This is a genomic window from Halococcus salsus (genome assembly GCF_009900715.1).
Classification (GTDB): domain Archaea; phylum Halobacteriota; class Halobacteria; order Halobacteriales; family Halococcaceae; genus Halococcus; species Halococcus salsus.
The window spans coordinates 64,883-81,608 of sequence record NZ_JAAAJC010000006.1 but is presented as its reverse complement, the minus strand read 5'-3'; the positions used below and the strand labels follow the sequence as shown (position 1 = coordinate 81,608).

At 66.6% G+C, this 16,726-nt stretch carries 16 protein-coding genes; 10 read left to right on the top strand and 6 right to left on the bottom strand.

The genetic code is table 11. The annotated features are described in order from the left end of the window. The first annotated feature begins 52 nt into the window (after positions 1 to 52). Genes GT355_RS13995 through GT355_RS13985 form a run of 3 tightly spaced genes read left to right on the top strand, consistent with a single transcriptional unit; the run spans position 53 to position 2,676 of the window. Entirely contained in the window at positions 53 to 940 is an 888-nt protein-coding gene (locus tag GT355_RS13995) for a DUF5791 family protein (protein WP_160135195.1), read from the top strand. Further along, positions 937 to 1,827: an SDR family oxidoreductase gene (locus tag GT355_RS13990; RefSeq protein WP_160135194.1), complete on the top strand. Its 891-nt coding sequence runs from the start codon at positions 937 to 939 to the stop codon at positions 1,825 to 1,827. Before GT355_RS13995 ends, GT355_RS13990 begins: the two co-directional genes overlap by 4 nt. 60 nt (positions 1,828 to 1,887) lie before the next feature. After that, positions 1,888 to 2,676, top strand: coding sequence for a helix-turn-helix transcriptional regulator (locus tag GT355_RS13985; protein ID WP_160135193.1), 789 nt, complete (start codon positions 1,888 to 1,890; stop codon positions 2,674 to 2,676). 5 nt (positions 2,677 to 2,681) lie between these two features. On the opposite strand, the gene GT355_RS13980 is transcribed toward GT355_RS13985, so the two are convergent. From GT355_RS13980 to GT355_RS13950, 6 genes are all read right to left on the bottom strand, one after another. Next, the gene (locus GT355_RS13980; protein WP_160135192.1) at positions 2,682 to 2,972 is read right to left on the bottom strand and encodes a transcriptional regulator; all 291 of its coding nucleotides are present in this window, start codon (positions 2,970 to 2,972) and stop codon (positions 2,682 to 2,684) included. Positions 2,973 to 3,528: 556 nt separating this feature from the next. Further along, on the bottom strand, positions 3,529 to 5,331 hold the full coding sequence (locus tag GT355_RS13975; RefSeq protein ID WP_160135191.1) for a flippase-like domain-containing protein: 1,803 nt from the start codon (positions 5,329 to 5,331) through the stop codon (positions 3,529 to 3,531). 45 nt (positions 5,332 to 5,376) lie between these two features. Next, positions 5,377 to 7,065 (bottom strand): radical SAM protein, encoded by a 1,689-nt coding sequence (locus GT355_RS13970; RefSeq protein WP_160135190.1) that lies wholly within the window; start codon positions 7,063 to 7,065, stop codon positions 5,377 to 5,379. A gap of 239 nt (positions 7,066 to 7,304) precedes the next feature. After that, positions 7,305 to 7,844 (bottom strand): DUF7344 domain-containing protein, encoded by a 540-nt coding sequence (locus GT355_RS13965; RefSeq protein WP_240145823.1) that lies wholly within the window; start codon positions 7,842 to 7,844, stop codon positions 7,305 to 7,307. A 773-nt stretch (positions 7,845 to 8,617) separates the two neighbouring features. After that, positions 8,618 to 9,907: a glutamate dehydrogenase GdhB gene (gene gdhB / locus GT355_RS13955; protein WP_160135188.1), complete on the bottom strand. Its 1,290-nt coding sequence runs from the start codon at positions 9,905 to 9,907 to the stop codon at positions 8,618 to 8,620. 126 nt (positions 9,908 to 10,033) lie between these two features. Continuing rightward, a complete protein-coding gene (locus GT355_RS13950; protein ID WP_160135187.1) occupies positions 10,034 to 10,645 on the bottom strand; it encodes a cyclodeaminase/cyclohydrolase family protein in 612 nt (203 codons plus the stop codon). Between the two features lie 202 nt (positions 10,646 to 10,847). Between GT355_RS13950 and GT355_RS13945 the strand changes: the two genes are divergently transcribed. The 7 genes from GT355_RS13945 to GT355_RS13915 all read left to right on the top strand — a co-directional run bounded on the left by GT355_RS13945 (position 10,848) and on the right by GT355_RS13915 (position 16,697). Then, entirely contained in the window at positions 10,848 to 11,516 is a 669-nt protein-coding gene (locus GT355_RS13945) for a helix-turn-helix domain-containing protein (RefSeq protein WP_160135186.1), read from the top strand. Between the two features lie 153 nt (positions 11,517 to 11,669). Then, entirely contained in the window at positions 11,670 to 12,185 is a 516-nt protein-coding gene (locus tag GT355_RS13940) for a hypothetical protein (protein WP_160135185.1), read from the top strand. A gap of 516 nt (positions 12,186 to 12,701) precedes the next feature. After that, entirely contained in the window at positions 12,702 to 13,673 is a 972-nt protein-coding gene (locus tag GT355_RS13935; RefSeq protein WP_160135184.1) for an aldo/keto reductase, read from the top strand. Between the two features lie 114 nt (positions 13,674 to 13,787). Continuing rightward, positions 13,788 to 14,048, top strand: a complete 261-nt coding sequence (locus tag GT355_RS13930) for a hypothetical protein (protein WP_160135183.1) — start codon at positions 13,788 to 13,790, stop codon at positions 14,046 to 14,048. A gap of 67 nt (positions 14,049 to 14,115) precedes the next feature. Continuing rightward, positions 14,116 to 14,706, top strand: coding sequence for a hypothetical protein (locus tag GT355_RS13925; protein ID WP_160135182.1), 591 nt, complete (start codon positions 14,116 to 14,118; stop codon positions 14,704 to 14,706). Between the two features lie 86 nt (positions 14,707 to 14,792). Beyond that, a complete protein-coding gene (locus tag GT355_RS13920) occupies positions 14,793 to 16,247 on the top strand; it encodes a DASH family cryptochrome (protein ID WP_160135181.1) in 1,455 nt (484 codons plus the stop codon). A gap of 108 nt (positions 16,248 to 16,355) precedes the next feature. Then, the gene (locus GT355_RS13915; RefSeq protein ID WP_160135256.1) at positions 16,356 to 16,697 is read left to right on the top strand and encodes a 2Fe-2S iron-sulfur cluster binding domain-containing protein; all 342 of its coding nucleotides are present in this window, start codon (positions 16,356 to 16,358) and stop codon (positions 16,695 to 16,697) included. Positions 16,698 to 16,726: the final 29 nt, after the last annotated feature.

Here is a 16,726-nt window from a genome sequence, read left to right as displayed (position 1 = left end):
CCAAATGGTCGCCGAAGGTTGATATGCGAGAACGCGACCACCCGCGGTCGTGGTGGGTACGACGACCCCGACGGGCCCCGACCGGTGTGGCTGTGAGACGTGGGTCGACCACCATCGGCTCGTCGTCGACGCGACCGACTGCCCGGCCGGCGGTCGGCTGACGAACCCGGCATGTCGGACACGTATCGTCGGTGCGGTCACGCCCCGCGTCACCTCGATCCGCGTTCGGACCGAGGCCGGCACGGTCGTCCATCCCGATGGGGTCGTCGGGCTTCTCGTTGCGGCCGACCGCTTCGCGGCACTGGTCGAGGACCGTGACGCGGGTCTGGCGAGACGAACGCGCCGCGATCCCCGGGGAGCGGCTCGCGTAGCGGTCGGCCGCCGGGGCCGCATCGCCGACCTCGCTGCCGAAACCGGACTCATCGAGGGGCTTCGTCGGCTCGCGAGCGGCCGGAGGGGGTTCGACACGACGACCGAACTCAACCCACTTACGTCGGCGGGCGGTAGCCGTCCCATGCTCCACGATATCGACGACGCCGGCGAACTGGACTCGGCGGAGCTCCGGGCGCGCTACGACGAGCGCCTGCGGGCGGTGATCGACGAGCACGGGGTCGAGACCGTCGCCGACGAGTCGGGCGTCGAGACGGAAACGGTTCGCGCGTTCGCGGCGGGCGACTCGCCCGAGATCACGCTCGACGAGGCCGCGGCGGTGCTCGCCACGAGCGAGGACGAACCCGACGCCGAGGCCATCGTCACGGAGACCCGCGACGCGCTGCTCCTCGGGATGACCACCGCGGTGCTCGACGTCGAGGCGGTCGAGTCCGGGATAAACGGTTCGTTCGACGCCCGCGAGATCCAACAGAAGATCGAGGGGCGACTCCCGATGACCCTCGACGAGCTCGCGATGATCCACGGCTACATCGAGGAGCGGAAACCATGAGCCGGGTCGCGATCCTCGGCTGTGGCTACGTGGGACTCGAACTCGGTCGACGGCTCGCGCCCGACCACGAGGTCGTCGGGGTGCGTCGATCCGCCGACGGGTGCGAGCTGATCGAACGCGCGGGGTTCGAGGCAGTCCAGGCTGACATCACCAGCCGGGGCGATCTCGAAGACGTTCCCGACGTCGACACGGTGGTGTTCGCGGCGAGTTCGGGCGGTCGGGATGCCGCGGCGGCACGCGAGGTCTACGTCGAGGGACTTCGCACCGCGATCGACGCGTTCGGGGCGCGCGAGGAGCCGCCCGACCGGCTGGTCTACACCTCCTCGACGGGTGTCTACGGCGACCACGGGGGGGAGTGGGTCGACGAGGAGACGCCGATCGAACCCACCACGGAGAAGACGGAGGTGCTGGCGGAGGCCGAACGGGTGGCCATCGAGGAGGCAGGATCGAGCGGGATCGACGGTACCGTCGCCCGGTTCGCGGGGCTCTACGGTCCGGATCGGTACCGGCTCGAACGTTACCTCGACGGACCGGTGACGGAGGGCTATCTCAACATGGTCCACCGCGACGACGCCGCCGGTGCGGTGCGATTCCTGCTCGCCGCCGACGCCGCCCGTGGGGAGACGGTGCTCGTGGCCGACGACGAACCCGCCGACCGGTGGGCGTTCGCCGACTGGCTCGCCGACGAGTGTGGGGTCGAACGGCCCGAGAAGCGGACGACCGAAGCGCGACTCGCGGACGACGACCTCACCGAGGCCGCTCGGCGGCGGGTGAGGACCTCGAAACGGTGTTCGAACGACAAGCTTCGGGAACTCGGCTACGAGTTTGCGTTCCCGACCTACCGCGAAGGCTACCGCGCCGCGGTCGCGGCGTTTCGGGACGAGTAGATCCTTTCGGGTAGCCGGAGCCCACAAGATATTCACGCGTGCGAACTCAGCAATTATTCAATGACCACGCGCGAAGATATCTCGTTTCTTGCGGGGTCGGAAAACCGGGTGCGAATCCTCGAAGCGCTCCGTGACCGGCCGCATCGCCAGTCCGATCTCGTTCGCGAGGGTGACCTCTCGCGCTCAACGGTCCACCGGACGCTCGATGGGCTCACGGACCGCGAGTGGGTCGTCCGCGACGACGGGAGGTTTCGTCTCACGCCGGGCGGACGGCTGATCCTCGAACGCTACGAGGGGCTCGAGAGCGCGGTCGAGCGCGTCGGCGAGTGGGGGTCGTTCCTGAACCGGCTGGGCGGCGACGCCGGGGCGCTCCCGCTCGCCGCGCTCGACGACGCCACGCTGATAGCCGGCTGTCCCGAGAACCCCCACGCGGCGCTCACCCACCTCGCCGACGTGTTCACGAACGCGACCGACGCCGAGCGCTTTCGGGGGATCTCGCCGGTCGTGAGCACCGTCATCAACGAGGCCGCCTTCGAGCTCGTGAGCGCCGGCGTCCCGATGGAGCTCGTCATCGACGATTCGGTGTTCTCCACCTCGAAGGCGTCCTTCTCCGACGCGCTCGACGACGCCCACGCGTTCGAGAACATCGAGCTGTTCCAGTATCCCGGCCCATTGGAGTTCGGGCTCACGATACTCGACGACCGCGTGTTGGTGGGTGCCTACGACGACCGTGGGGTGCTCCGTGAGTGTCTCGACGGTACCGACGACGCGCTCTTCGAGTGGGCGACCGAGGTCTACGACGAGCGGCGGTCGGCGGCCCGGCGCATCGACCCGCTGGCGTCGGAGTGAGTCGGTTACTCGACCCTGAACAGCGGTTCCTCGATCGACTCGCTTCGGCACTCCGGACACCGCGAGGGGCGGTTCGCGCGGTCGTCGAAGCCCGCGAAGCCACAGTCGCGACACTCGGGCGGGGCGGCGAGGAGCTGTTCGTCGGTGCCGTCGAGCGACTGGGCGATGTGTTCGACGTGTGAGAGCGCGTCGTTCGTCGGGATGTCGAACTCGTTGGCGATGGTGCCCGCGGCCGCGGTCCGCTCGCGAAGGTAGTCGGCGATCCGCTCGCGCGTCGTCGCGTTCGCGTTCTCCATACCTCGTCTCCGACGCGCCGGGTGAAAACGATTTCCGCAGCGGCGAGCGGCGGTGCGGCCGCGGGGCGGACGCGGCCCGCGGTGGCGGGCGGCCGTGCGCTCGCGGTGCTGTTCCTGGTGGATGAAGGGCGAGCGAACGAAGTGAGCGAGGGCTTCGGCGGTGCGGTGCTGTGCGGTTGCGGTAGGCGGTACGGAAGCGGTTCGCAGGCGCGGATAGTCAGTGATCGTACCGCGAGCGAGCGGCGCGAGGTTCGACCGAAGGGAGAACCAGGGATGCGAACGGGGAACGGGGCGTGGCCGACCACCGGGAGGCCACGAGGCGAACGGCGACCGCAGGAAGCCGTGAGCGAAGCGAGTGAGCGGGCGCGAGGGTGACCATCGTTCTCGCGAGCGGAGCGAGCGAGATCGTTCGAAACGCCGGAGGCGTTTCGCGATGCCGAAAACGCTCCGCATTTTCGAGCAGCACGGAAGAGCTTCGCTCTTCCGGTGGGAGTCCGACGCGCTTTTGATCCACATTTTGCCAGCGAACGGAGTGAGCGCAGCAAAAGGTGGGGGCTTATTCCGTGGGCGCGGCCTCGACCTCTTGGCCCTCCTCGACGGCGGTGGTGAGCGAGACGTTGAGGACCGCCATCGAGACGAGACCCCCGATGACGGTGACGACGTTCTTCACGGCGTGGTCGACGATGGCGACCGCGAGCGCGACCGAGAAGCCGACCGGCGAGAGCCCCGTGACGAGGAGCGCGAACGCGCCCTCGTAGAGACCGATGCCGCCGGGCGAGAGTGGGAGGACCTTCGCGAGGTTGCCGACGCTCACCGCGAAGAAGCCGACCGCGAGGAGGGTCGACGGGGCCGCCGAGACGTCGAACGCGGCGAAGACGACGAGCGCGGTCACGACGTCGAGCGTCCAGATGAGGAGACTCGACGCGCCGACGCGAACGAACGCGCCACGGTCGCTGGCGACGGCCTGGATATCGCCGACGAAACGTTCGATGACGCCGGCGACCGTGTCGGCGTAGGCGTCCGTGCTGATGGCCCGCACACCGCGGCGGACGAGGTTCGAGTCCGAACTCGCGCTGGCGACGATGAGCCCCACGGCGGCGATGGCGGCGATACCGATCCCGCCCGCGACCGTCACGGCGAGCTGGCCGCTCTGGTGGCCGCCCGCGACGGTCGCGGCGAGCCCGGTGAGGCTGGTCGCGCCGGTCGCGGCGAGCCCGAGGAAGACCACGCCCGCGAGCAGGGTGATGGTGAGGAGGTCGAAGACGCGCTCGACAGCGAGCGAGGCGAAGCCGGCAGGGTAGGGCACCCGGCGGCGGGTCTTCACGACGTAGGCCCGGACCGCGTCGCCCGCCCGCGCCGGGAAGACGAGGTTCCCCGTCTGGGAGACGAACACCGCACCCGTGAGGAAGCCCACGCCCTCCTCGAAACCGAGCTCGGCGAGGATATCGCGGTAGCGCACGCCACGGACCGGCCACGAGAGCGCGTAGACCAGCGCCGAGACGGCCACCAGGGCGAGGTCGGCCCCCTCGATGGCGTCGAGCACGCTCGACACTTCGAGATACTGGGTCATCAGGACGACCGCGAGAACCGTCAGGAGGGTGCCGGCGGCGAGCGTGACCCGCCGGGTGATCCGCGGGGCGACGATGACCTGCCACCATGTCCGGAGGATCCCGCCGCCCATCCCGAGCACGTCGCGGACGAAGTCGACCTTCGTGTCGCCCTTCGGCGTCCAGGCGACGGGGAACTCGTTGACCCGGTAGCCGGCGCGCTGGGCGCGCACGAGGAGTTCGGTGTCCCAGAACCAGTGGTCGTCGTCGATCGCCGGGACGACGTCCTCGAACACCTCGCGGGAGAACGCCTTGAATCCGCACTGGTGGTCGCGAACCGACGAGCGCAGGAACAGCCTGACGAGCCGGTTGAAGACCTTGCTCGGGACGTCGCGGTTCGCGGGCCGGTCGGCGTCACTCGTCCCGAGGAGTCGGGAGCCCGTGGCGACGTCGTACTCGCCCGAGCGCACGCTCTCGACCAGCGTTTCGAGGTGGGTCATGTCCGTCGCGAGGTCGGTGTCGAGATACGCGAGGGTCTCACCCTCGGCGGCCGTGAAGGCCTGAACGAGCGCCCCGCCGCGGCCGAGCCGCTCGTCGCTGTGAACGTGGCGAACCCGGTCGTCCTCGTTCGCGAGGCGGGTCGCGATCTCGGGGGTAGCGTCGTCGCAGCCGTCCTCGGCGATCAGGACCTCGAAGGACCCGTCGGGGAGAAACGAGTCGAGGGTCGAGAGCGTGGTTTCGACGGTCCCCGCGAGCGTGGCCTCCTCGTTATAAGCGGGAAGGACGACGCTCACGGCGACCTCGCGGCTCATTGCCCGGTCTGGGAAAGCCATCGACAAAGCCCTTCTGGGTCGGGGTCAGTCCGCGCCCTCGGGCGTTCGTGCGGTCGCGAAGCTCGGGAGGTCGACGCCGAGCGTGTCGCTCGCCTCGTCGGGCGAGCCGTAGGGTCGGTTCACCACCAGCGTGCCCGCGCGCTGTTTGCCGAGCCCGGGCAGCGCCGCGAGCTCGTCCATCGAGGCCGCGTTGAGGTCGAGCGGGGCGGGAACGCCCGACACCGACCGATAGCCGTGGTCCGTGACGGCGATGTCCACCGTCTCGCCGAGCGGCTGCTCGCCGGGGATCCCCACGAGCAACGGGTAGGTGCCGAGCTGTCGGCCGAAGGTCGTGCCGTCCTGATGGTATTCGAGGTGGACGTCCGGGAGCAGGGTACCGACGGGGGCGACGCGCCCGAGCATCGGGTTGTCGATCTCCTCGCGGACCTCGCGTTTGTAGCGCTTGAAGAGCTTCTTGTGGTCGTCGGCGATCGCGGTCCCAGTTTCGTTCATCTTCGTGCCTGCGAAGGCCATCACCTGCCGGATGTTGACCCGTCGGAGCGAGAGTCCGGCGTCGTAGACCCGGTGGAGGAACTGCTTGTTCAGTTCGTAGGTCTCCTCGCGCTCGCCCGCGAGACCGTGGAGGAGGTTGATCCCGGGGAGAAGTTTGGGGAGTCGGTCCTCGTCGGGTCGCCAGCCCGCGGCCTCGTTGACGATCTCGACCGCCCGGAAACACTCGTCGGCGGTCACGTTCAAATCGTTCTGTTCCTGCACAACGGGGTCGGCGCTTTCGAGCCCGAACGCGGCCGTGTCACCGGGGGTGTTGTGCTCGGCGATGATCTCGAGGCCCTCCCTCGATTCCTCGGGCCAGCGGACGATGGTGATCGGGTTGATGTTGTCGAGGTGGAGGGTACCGAGGTCGGGAGCCACCTCGCGGATGCCGCCGTAGAGGTCGCGGAGCGCCTCGGGGTTCGGGGCCTCGCCATCGCCGCCGTAGGCCAGCAGGTCGGCTTGGCGGCCGAGCCGGAAGTGGCGAACCCCCGCCTCGTAGAGCGCTTCGACCTCCCTGACGATGGACTCCGGGGGACGGAAGGACGGGTTGCCGTAGAGCGGTTCGGTACAGAACGAACACCGGTAGGCACAGCCGCGCGAGGTCTCGATCTCACAGATCAGGTAGTCGGGGTGGTTCGGGTGGCTCTCGACCACGAACGCGCCCTCGCGGGCCCACCGCGTGACCTCCTCGACGTCGCGCATCCGGTTCCCGAACCCCTCCAAACCACTCTCGACGAGGTCGTGGGCCGCCGCCTCGACGTCGCCCTTCGCCACGAACTCGAAGTCGAGGTCCTTGCGCTCCATCTCCTGCCCGCCCGCGTTCTCCTCGCCGACGCCGAACCTGACGGGGCCACCGAGCAGCGTGGTCCCTTCCGCGACCCACGCGATCTCCTTCATTTCGTCGGGTTCGGCCGGGGTTCCACCGACGTACTTCCCGGGGACCGTCATCCCGCCGAGGTAGATCGTGAGGTCGGCCTCGGCCACGTCGCGCCAGTTGGCCTTCTCCTCGCGGAGCTCGTCGATGGTGTGGTAGGTGATCCGCTCTTCGGGAACGCCGGCATCCACCAGCGCGCCGGCGGTGAACCGCGGGTAGGTCGAGACGTACGGCGGGACCCCGAAGTGGGCGGGTTCGTCGACGTAGCCGTCCACGAGGGTCACGTCGAGGGTTGTGGGGTCGGTCATATCCGCTGGTGCGGTCTCCGGGCGTAAAAACCCGATTACCGGGCGACTGCCTCACGGAGACGACACCGAATTCGGTTCGGGTGAACGCCGTCATCGACTTGGTCGCGGTCCCTGTCGGAGCACCGACGGCGACGACCTCCGATATCCACCGAAACCACGGTGTTCGTCTCGCTCGTCGCTCCGACCTCGATCCCGGGGTTACGTTTTCACAGAAGAGCGTCGGCGACTCGTCGTCGTGGTTAGAGGTCCCCTCGGCCCTCGAACCACGCCCTGACCGGATCCTCTCGGTTCGAGATGTGTCCTCGATAGAGCGCGGACGCGATACTGACGGCGAGGATGAGGCCGACCCAGCCCAGGATCGGGACCGCGTCGAAGAACGCCACACCGAGGCTGGAGAGCGCGATGACCACCATCCCGACCGACCCGACCAGCAAGCTGTAAGCCGGCCACACGATGGCGCTCTCGGCGCTGGGGTTCATGTACGGGCTCACCTGGAACCACGTCTCACCCAGTCCGACGAGTTTCCGGTCGGGTTCGTACTCGACGACGCCCATCCGGTGGAGCTTCGGGAGGTGTGACTGGTGACAAGAGTTGTAGACGCTTTCGCGCACCCGACGTGGTGGCGGCGTCTCCCCGGTTTCGAGCGCCGCGATGTGTTCGGACAACTCCCGGAGCGTGACGGTGTCATGCGCTTCCTGGAGGCGTTCTAGCAGCCGAGTACGCCGTTCGTTCCGGAGTACATCGTGTATTTCGTATTCGCTCAGTTGTTTCGATGCCATCTCCAACTCTTACTCGTCGCCCTTCAGCAGTAAGGTAGATGTCTAGTTATTTAAGTTGCATAGCTCAATCAGTTATTCGTAGGTTGAGAAAATCCAATCGATATACACGATTTTACACGGTCGTGCTCTCGTGGAACGCGCCAGCGTGACGAGTTGGTGTGCGCTTCTGGTCCGAGGCGTGTCTGACAAAGAGGGAACGGACGCGCCGAATCGACCGCCGAACGAACCGTTGAACGAGGTCCGAGTGATGCCTCGAGGGGAGGGACAGCGGTGAGCTGGCGGCAGTCGATCTCAGAAAGCGCTATTGGTACACGCTGTCGACACTGGAACCGTCCCAGCCGAAACCGGTTTGGGCGGACGACCTCCGGTCTCGGGTCGGTCTCTGAAAGGGCATTCGCCGCCCGACTTGCGGACTGGCGGAACGTGTGAACTGGTCGAACTGGCCCCGAGCTTCCCCCACGATCCTACGAGAGACGTTCCTCGATGCTCATCCAACACTCGATACAGACCCGTCGGTTGACGCACAACCGTCTGATGGGGGTTTCGTCGGTCGTGATCTGGCTCACCGAACGGGTCCTGTCCTCCACTTCGAGTATCACTCGATGCCGTGGCCGTTCCGAGGCGAGGGAGCCGTCGCAGATCGGGCACGTGTCCATTTGCTACGAGATAGCACCGCTCCCTCATAAACTCATCTCCGTCGTGTCTCGTCCCCCGACGGTTCGGAACGGCGAGACGCCGTTCCGCACGGGATGGCCGAGGCCGCCTGAACGGTGCTACGGCCAGAGTCCGCGTTCGTCGTAGGCCTCGGCGATCCGCGAGAGCGCGACGATGTACGCGGCATCGCGCCACGAGACGGAGCGCTCCTCGAACTCGTCCCGAACGCCCTGCCAGGCCGTCAGCATTTCGTCCTCGAGCTCCTCGTTCACCCGCTCTTTCGACCAGGCTCGTCGGTTGATGTCCTGGAGCCACTCGAAGTAGCTCACCGTCACGCCGCCGGCGTTCGCGAGGATGTCCGGGATGACCGGGACGCCACGGTCTTCGAGGGCCTCGTCGGCTGCGGGCGTCGTCGGCCCGTTCGCGCCCTCGACGATGAGGTCGGCCTCGACGTCGTCGACGTTCTCGTCCGTGACCACGTTCCCTATCGCGGCCGGGATGAGAACGTCGACGTCGAGTTCGAGCAGCGTCTCGTTCGAGATCGTCTCGATGCTTTCATCGGTCGCGGCATCGGTCAGCGGCCCCTCGGTGTCGATGTCCGCGACGTCGAGCCCCGTCGGGTCGCGGATCGCTCCGTCGACGTCGCTGACCGCCGTGACCGTCGCTCCCCAGCTGTCCAGTATCCGCGCTGCGGTCGCCCCGACGCTCCCGAAGCCCTGGACTGCGACCGTCGTTTCGTCGAGCGGCCGGTCGTAGTGTCCACAGGCCTCCCGGGTGACGATCGCGACGCTCCGGCCCGGTGCCTCGGAGCGCCCGTAACTGCCACCGATGGCCGGACGCTTCCCGGTCACGACCCCGGACGTCGTCTCGCCGTTTCGCATGCTGTACGCGTCCATGATCCAGCCCATGACCTGGGAGTCGGTCCCGATATCCGGGGCGGGGATGTCCTTCGTCGGACCGATGAACGAACTGAACTCGTGGGTCAATCGGCGCGTGAGCCGTTCGGTTTCGATCTCGCTCAGCTCCTTCGGGTTCACCCGCACACCGCCTTTCGCGCCGCCGAACGGGAGGTCCATCACCGCACACTTCCATGTCATCAACATCGCCAGCCCGACGCACTCGTCCCGATCGACTTCCGGGCTGTAGCGCAGCCCACCCTTGTAGGGCCCGCGGACGCTGTCGTGCTGTGCCCGATAGCCGGTGAAGACGTCGACGGTCCCGTCGTCCCGCCTGACCGGGATGGTGACCTCCTGTATTTTGCTGGGGTGGTGGAGCTGTTCGATGATGTCCGGATCGACGTCGACGTAGGCAGCGGCCTGCGTGAGCTGTTGTTGTGCCGTTTCACCGATCGAGTGTTCCGCGTCGGGACTCGACGACCCGTTCGAAGATGCGGACGTGTCCTCGCTCATTTGGTGGAACGGCTCTCGGTGACCCTCCCGGAAAGAAGTGTGGCTTGCGACGTCTCCCTCCCCATCGATGACCGTAGTCGTCTTCGCGCGAGAAGCGTGGCCCACACGGGACCCTCCGAGACCGGGTCATCCCCTTCGTTCGAGGTTCGACGTTATTCGCGAGAGCGCGTCGTCGCTCTCGTCGCTGATGGTATCCAATCGGCTGTTCGTCCCCGAAACCGTGGTCGGGTCCTCCAGTAGCTCCAGGTTCGTCCGCGCCGTGAGGACCGACGACCGAAGGGCCGAACGGGCGAGCAACGCCCCGGTTCCGGTATCGGCGAGGGTGTTCGGGTTGCCCCTCGCCGTCGCCGCCGTCGCGTGTTCGAGGACGTCGAGACAGCACTCGGCGACCGCGACGGGGACGTCGACGGCGTGGCGTACCCGCTCCTGAACCGACTCGGCACGACCGCCGTCGTCCGACGACTTGAAAGCCGACTGTAGCTCCTCGACCGCGACCACGTCCTCATCGGCGAGCTCCAGCAGCCGGGTTCGATGTCCTTCGAGCGCGTCGCGACGGGCCCCGAACTCAGTGTGGACATCGGCGTGGTCCTCCTTCCCGAGGGTGTGGATGCAGGCCATCTCACAGAGCGCGGTGCCGAACGCACCACCGACGGCCGCGACCGCACCGCCGCTCGGCGTTACGGCGGGTGCCGCGACGCTCGCGAGGAACTCGTCGAGGGTCTGGTTTGCGACGGTCATCGCTGTTCTCCTGGTGGGACCATCGGCACGGTCAAGAGCGTACTGGCACCGGTCGTGTGGTGGGGGTTCGATACCGAGCCGTGTTTCGCGGGTCGTATTGAGCGACGCTCACCGGATATCCGAACGTCACCCTCTTCGACGCGTAGATAGGGCATCGCTCATCGGACAAAACCTTCATATGCAAGCGTCCTGACGAACGGTTGTGTCGACGATAGCGGAGTTCAGCATCCCGGTGACGGAGTTCGCGCTCCACGACACGCTCGAACGCCGTCCGGACATGGTGTTCGAGGTCGACCGCGTGGTGGCCCACGAGACCAGCCGGGTGGTGCCGTTCGTGCGGGCGACGTACGGGGAGTTCGATGGGTTGACCGGGATACTCGAGGACGACGCGAGCGTCGCGGAGGTCGAACTCCTCGCCGACGTCGAGGGCGAGCGGTTCTACCGGATGGTGTGGACCGAGCGGGCCCAGATCATCGGCTACATGGTCGCCGAACTGGGGGCGACCGTCCAGGAGGCCACCGCGAGCGACGGCGAGTGGCACCTCCGCGTGTTCTTCCCCGAACGGGACGGGCTGTCGGCGACCAACGAGTACGCCCGCGAAAGCGGATGCAGCCTGGACGTGACCCGTATCTACGGGGTCGACGAACTCGAAGAGGCCCGACACAACCTCTCCGAGGGCCAGTACGAAGCCCTCACCGCGGGCGTCGAACGGGGCTATTACGACATCCCACGTGAGATAAACGCCCAGGAGCTCGCCGACGAACTCGACATCTCCCACCAGGCCCTCTCCGAGCGGTTCCGACGGGCGACCAAGAACCTCGTCACGGACACGCTCCTCGTTGACCAGAGCGACGAAGACGAGCGGAACTGAGATTGTGGGGCAGGGAACGGGACCGCGTCTCGGCGAAAAGCCCGTCGGGAGTCGTTCCGGGGCCGCGAGCCGCCCCAAGCGATGTGGCGACGGACCTCGCCGTACGCACCTCCGGTTCGGCAGGTATATAAACGAATCCGCGGGGGTAGTGTTATGAAGTCGAGAGGTGTGGTCTGGCTCGTCGCTCTCGCGATCACCGTCTTCATGATCGGTGGAAGCATCGCTGGATTCCCCTTCGTCGACGACTCGGAGGTGTCCCCCAACCAGTCGTCCGAGACGCTCGTCGTCACGGACTTCACTCCCAGCGAAGTGCACTGTGGCCCCGGCGTCCAGCCCGGGATACGAATGCTGCGGATGAACGCGCCAACGCAGCATCGTTCGAACTACACCATCGCGGGAGCGCTCCCGGTCCGCGGCCGGAGCGCGGCACTCGACCAGCCGCGGGTGACGAACGGGCCAACGCAGTTCCTCATCAACGTTACGAGCCCACAGGCTGCGGACAACCCCCAGAATACGAGCTGTGCCGCGTTCTATCGCCTGGAGTTCACCGTCCCCTATGCGGGAACCGACCCGCATTCGGTGATACTGCTCCACAACGGCCGGTTCGTCCAGCAATCGTACACCTCGCAGTTCGAGAACGGAACGTCCGTCAGCGGGGAGCTCACGTAAACGAAGGCGACGCCGACGACCCCACGCGAGGGACGGGCTTCGACAAGTAGCGACCCGTCGAAGATCGATGAGGTCGGTGGCCGCGGCACGGTTCGAGAACCCTCGGTTCTCGATGCTACCGAACTCCGACCCCGGCTCGCCGTTGCGGGAGCCCACCGCCTGCTCGTGCCACCGGCCGACGCTATGGGTGGCAGGTGAAAGCTCAGGTGTTTACCCACCGAGGGAACTGGACACCAACGGGGAAGCTCGGAGGGCTCTTCCCCATTGCCATTCATACGTCGGGGAAATCCACGCGCTCGTCACCGGATTGTACGTCGCTGGAGAGCCATCTGAGGGCAACCGTTCCGTCGTGATCGGACTCGCCTTCGGTAGCAGACCACCGAACACGGGTGTTGGGTGTTCGGGGTCGGCGGACGGCGTGCGAGGCGGGTCATGGGCTTCGCTTTTCCCCGGTGAGTACCGGCGATCTACCGGAACGTCCGACAGCACTATACTGGTTCGTGTGGTCATCTCCGCGTGGAATACACGACACTCGGCTCCACGGGGATGGAGGTCTCGAAGATCTGCCTCGGTTGTATGAGCTTCGGGAGCGGCCACGACTGGATGCTCGACGAGGACGAGGGGCGCGAACTCGTCGAACGCGCCATCGACCACGGTATCAACTTCTTCGATACGGCGAACACCTACTCCGCGGGCGAGAGCGAGGCGATCCTGGGGAACGTGCTCTCGGAGTACGACCGCGACCGGCAGGTCGTCGCCACCAAGGTCCGCTTCAGCGGGGCGACCGACCACCGAAACGCCGTCGGGCTCTCCCGAAAGACCATCGAGCAGGAGTTGGAACACTCCCTTGATCGGCTCGGGATGGACACGGTCGACCTCTACCAGATCCATCGGTGGGACTACTCGACGCCGATCGAGACCACGCTTCACGCCCTCGACGACGCGGTCCACCGTGGTGACGTCCGCCACATCGGCGCGTCCTCGATGTGGGCCCACCAGTTCGAACACGCTCTGGACGTCGCGGACGACCACGGTCTCGCCCGGTTCGAGACGATGCAGGACCTCTATCACCTGGCCTATCGCGAGGAGGAACGCGAGATGCTCCCGGTCTGTCGGCGCGAGAACGTCGGGGTCATGCCGTGGAGCCCGCTCGGTGCGGGCTATCTCACACGCCCGCACGCGGAGTTCGCGACGACCACCCGGAGCGAACACGAACTCGACGAAGGGGTGCCGTACCACGAGGGGCCGGGGAGCGAGGCGATCAACGACCGCGTGCAGGAGTTGGCCGACGAGTACGACGCGACGATGGCACAGATCGCCCTCGCCTGGCAGTTCCAGAACGAGAACGTCGATGCGCCGATCGTCGGCACGTCGAGCATCGAACACCTCGACGCCGCGGTGGCCGCCCTCGACATCGACCTCTCGGATTCGGACGTCGAGTATCTCGAAGCACCGTACCATCCGGTGGCGATCTACGGGCACGACTGAGTCGACCTCGGAGCCGATTTCGCCTCTCACTCCGTACCCCGGCCTCGACGAGCGAGTGTTCGGCTCGAGAGACGAGAGCGAAAGGCTATCGCCGTCCAGCCCGACGGCTCTTCCATGGTCGAGACGGCAGGGACCACCTCCGGACGGCGTATTCTCGGTGCCATCGCGGCTCTGACCGTTCTCGTCGTCGCTGGGGTCGGCTACTACCTCGGTCGGTTGGACCCGGCGAGCACGGCGACGTTCTTGGGGGTCACCTTCCCGCAAACGCCGTACAGCATGGCCGGGTTCGGTGTTGCCTTCGCGGTGTGCAGCTTCCTCGTTCTGTACGCCTGCATCACCGTGCTCTCCTCAGCGGACACGGAGAGCGACGCCTGAAGCCACTATCGGTCGTGCGAACCGCTATCCGGTCCCTTATTTCCCTTTGTGCCCGTGTTCTGGTACGATGACGAGTATCAACGAGACCATCGTCTCGGAGGCCCAAGACCGCAACCAGAACCTGCTCGCCGAGGAGTTCCTCAAGCTGATCGAGGTCTATCACCCGCACGAGGAGCCGGGTGTGAGCCGGGAGACGGTCACAGCGTACTCGGAGGCGCTCACCGACGGTGTGGACGGGAGCTTCGACCGTGGGACGTTCGACGAAACGGTGAACGCACGGCTCATCGACGCCGATACGTGGGTCGATGCCGACAGCTTCTACGCCTTGGGGACGGACCGAGTAAGCATCTACCCCGGCTCCTGGCACGACGCGCTCGGTCGGTCGACGGACGTCCGCGAGTACGTCCGATATCTCCGCGACGAGGCGGACGACTTCGAGGCCTTCGGCTCCCAGGGAACCGGGGCGGGGATACCCGAAAGCGACCTCATCGACATCGTCGCCGTCGTCGGTCGGACCGACTCCGACGCGGTCAAAGCACGTATCGAGGACCTCAGAAACGACGGTGAGATCGTCGAAGGCCCCGACCAGCACCCGGCCGCGCGCGTTCGGCTCGCCGAGGACGCCGACGAGGTCCAGGACCCGACGCTCGACAAGTGAGCGGGCGGCGCTCTCGAAGCGGCATCCCCTCGTCCTCGCTGCCGGTACGGCGGAGTTGATGGTTCCGGATCGCCTCCTGCAGCTCGATGAGTGATGCTGCTATCGTCTGGTTTCGGACCGACCTCCGTCTTCACGACAACGAGGCACTTGCGCGGGCCGTCGACACCCACGACGAGGTGCTCCCGGTCTACTGCTTCGACCCGCGCGAGTTCGACACCACGATGTTCGAACTCCGGAAGACCGGCCCCTATCGAACGCGATTCCTCGTCGAGAGCGTTCGGGACCTCAAGCGCTCGTTCCGGGAGCACGGCGGTGACCTCCTCGTTCGGCGTGGCCTCCCCGAAGAACTCCTCCCAGGTCTCGCCAACGAGTACGGGGCCGAGACGGTCTACTATCAGACGACGCCCTCGACCGAGGAGCGCGCCGTCGAGAGCGCAGTGATCGACGGGCTCGACCAACGGGGCGTCGACCACCACCGGGTCTGGGGAAAGACGCTCTATCACATCGACGACCTCCCGGTGGAGATCGATCGTATCGACGACACGTTCACACCGTGGCGAAAGACCGTCGAGAACGAGGCGACGGTACGCGAGACGTTCGAGAAGCCGGCACCGAACGATCTCGCGGTGACGCTCTTCGAGGGCGACTCCGAACCCGACCCGACGGCTATCCCGACGCCACTGGAGTCGGACGACACGGAACGAGCGCCCGACGACCGAGCGGTACTCGACTTCGAGGGTGGCGAGACCGCCGGCCTCCAGCGATTGGACGAGTACGTCTGGGAGGGCGACCACCTGCGCGAGTACAAGGCGACCCGTAACGGACTGCTCGGACCGGACTACTCCTCGAAGTTCTCGCCGTGGCTCGCGCTCGGTTGTCTTTCACCTCGCCGTGTCCACGAGACGGTCGAGCGATACGAGCACGAACGCGTCGCCAACGAGTCGACCTACTGGCTGGTGTTCGAACTGCTCTGGCGCGATTACATGACCTTCCAGTTCGAAAAGCACGGTGCGGCGTTCTTCACGCCGACGGGGATCCGAGGTGTCGAGAAGAACTGGCGGAGGGACGAGACGGCCTTCGAACGGTGGGCCGCCGGCGAGACCGGTATCCCGTTCGTCGACGCCAACATGCGCGAGCTGAATCGGACGGGATACATGTCGAACCGTGGCCGGCAGAACGTGGCGAGTTTCCTCGCGGACGTCCTCGAACTCGACTGGCGGCTGGGGGCGGCGTACTTCGAGTCGCGACTCGTCGACTACGACGTCTGCTCGAACTGGGGGAACTGGGCCTACCAGGCCGGCGTCGGTAACGACTCGCGGGACGGCTACTTCCACGTTCTCGGTCAGGGCAAGCGCTACGACTCGGATGCCGAGTACATCCGCCGCTGGCTCCCGGCGCTCGGGGGGTTGCCCGCCGACGCCTGCCACGAACCGTGGCAGCTCTCGGATGGGCAACAGGAGATGTACGGCGTCGAACTCGGCGAGGAGTACCCGGAGCCGATGGTCGACGTCGAGGCCGTCTACGAACGACTGGCGAAGTAGTCCGCCGTTCGATAGCGCCACTGGATCGTCCTCGCACCTGGTACCGTCCGGAGCGAGGGGGCCCAATCCGACGGTGGTGTTCACGTGGTTCGAACCCGTATCGAGGTCATGGACGAGCGAATCCCCGTGACGGTCGTCACCGACGACGACGAGACGACCATCGAGGTCGGACGTGGCGAGAATCTCCGGGATACGCTGTTGGCGCACGGGTTCCCCGTCTACGGGGCGGTATCGAAACACGCCAACTGTGGTGGGCGGGGCCTGTGTGCGACCTGTACCGTCGAGGTCGATCCGGCTCCGGAGCCGACTCACTGGCACGATGCTGCGGCTGCTCGGTTCGGTTATCCCCGCCTCTCGTGCTGTATCGAGGTCGAGGACCCGCTCAGGGTTCGACTCCTCGATAAGTACGTCTGGGGCCAGATATTCCCTCGTCGGCCGGATGCCCCGTAGGTACCGCGACCGCTCGCCGGGTCCCGACG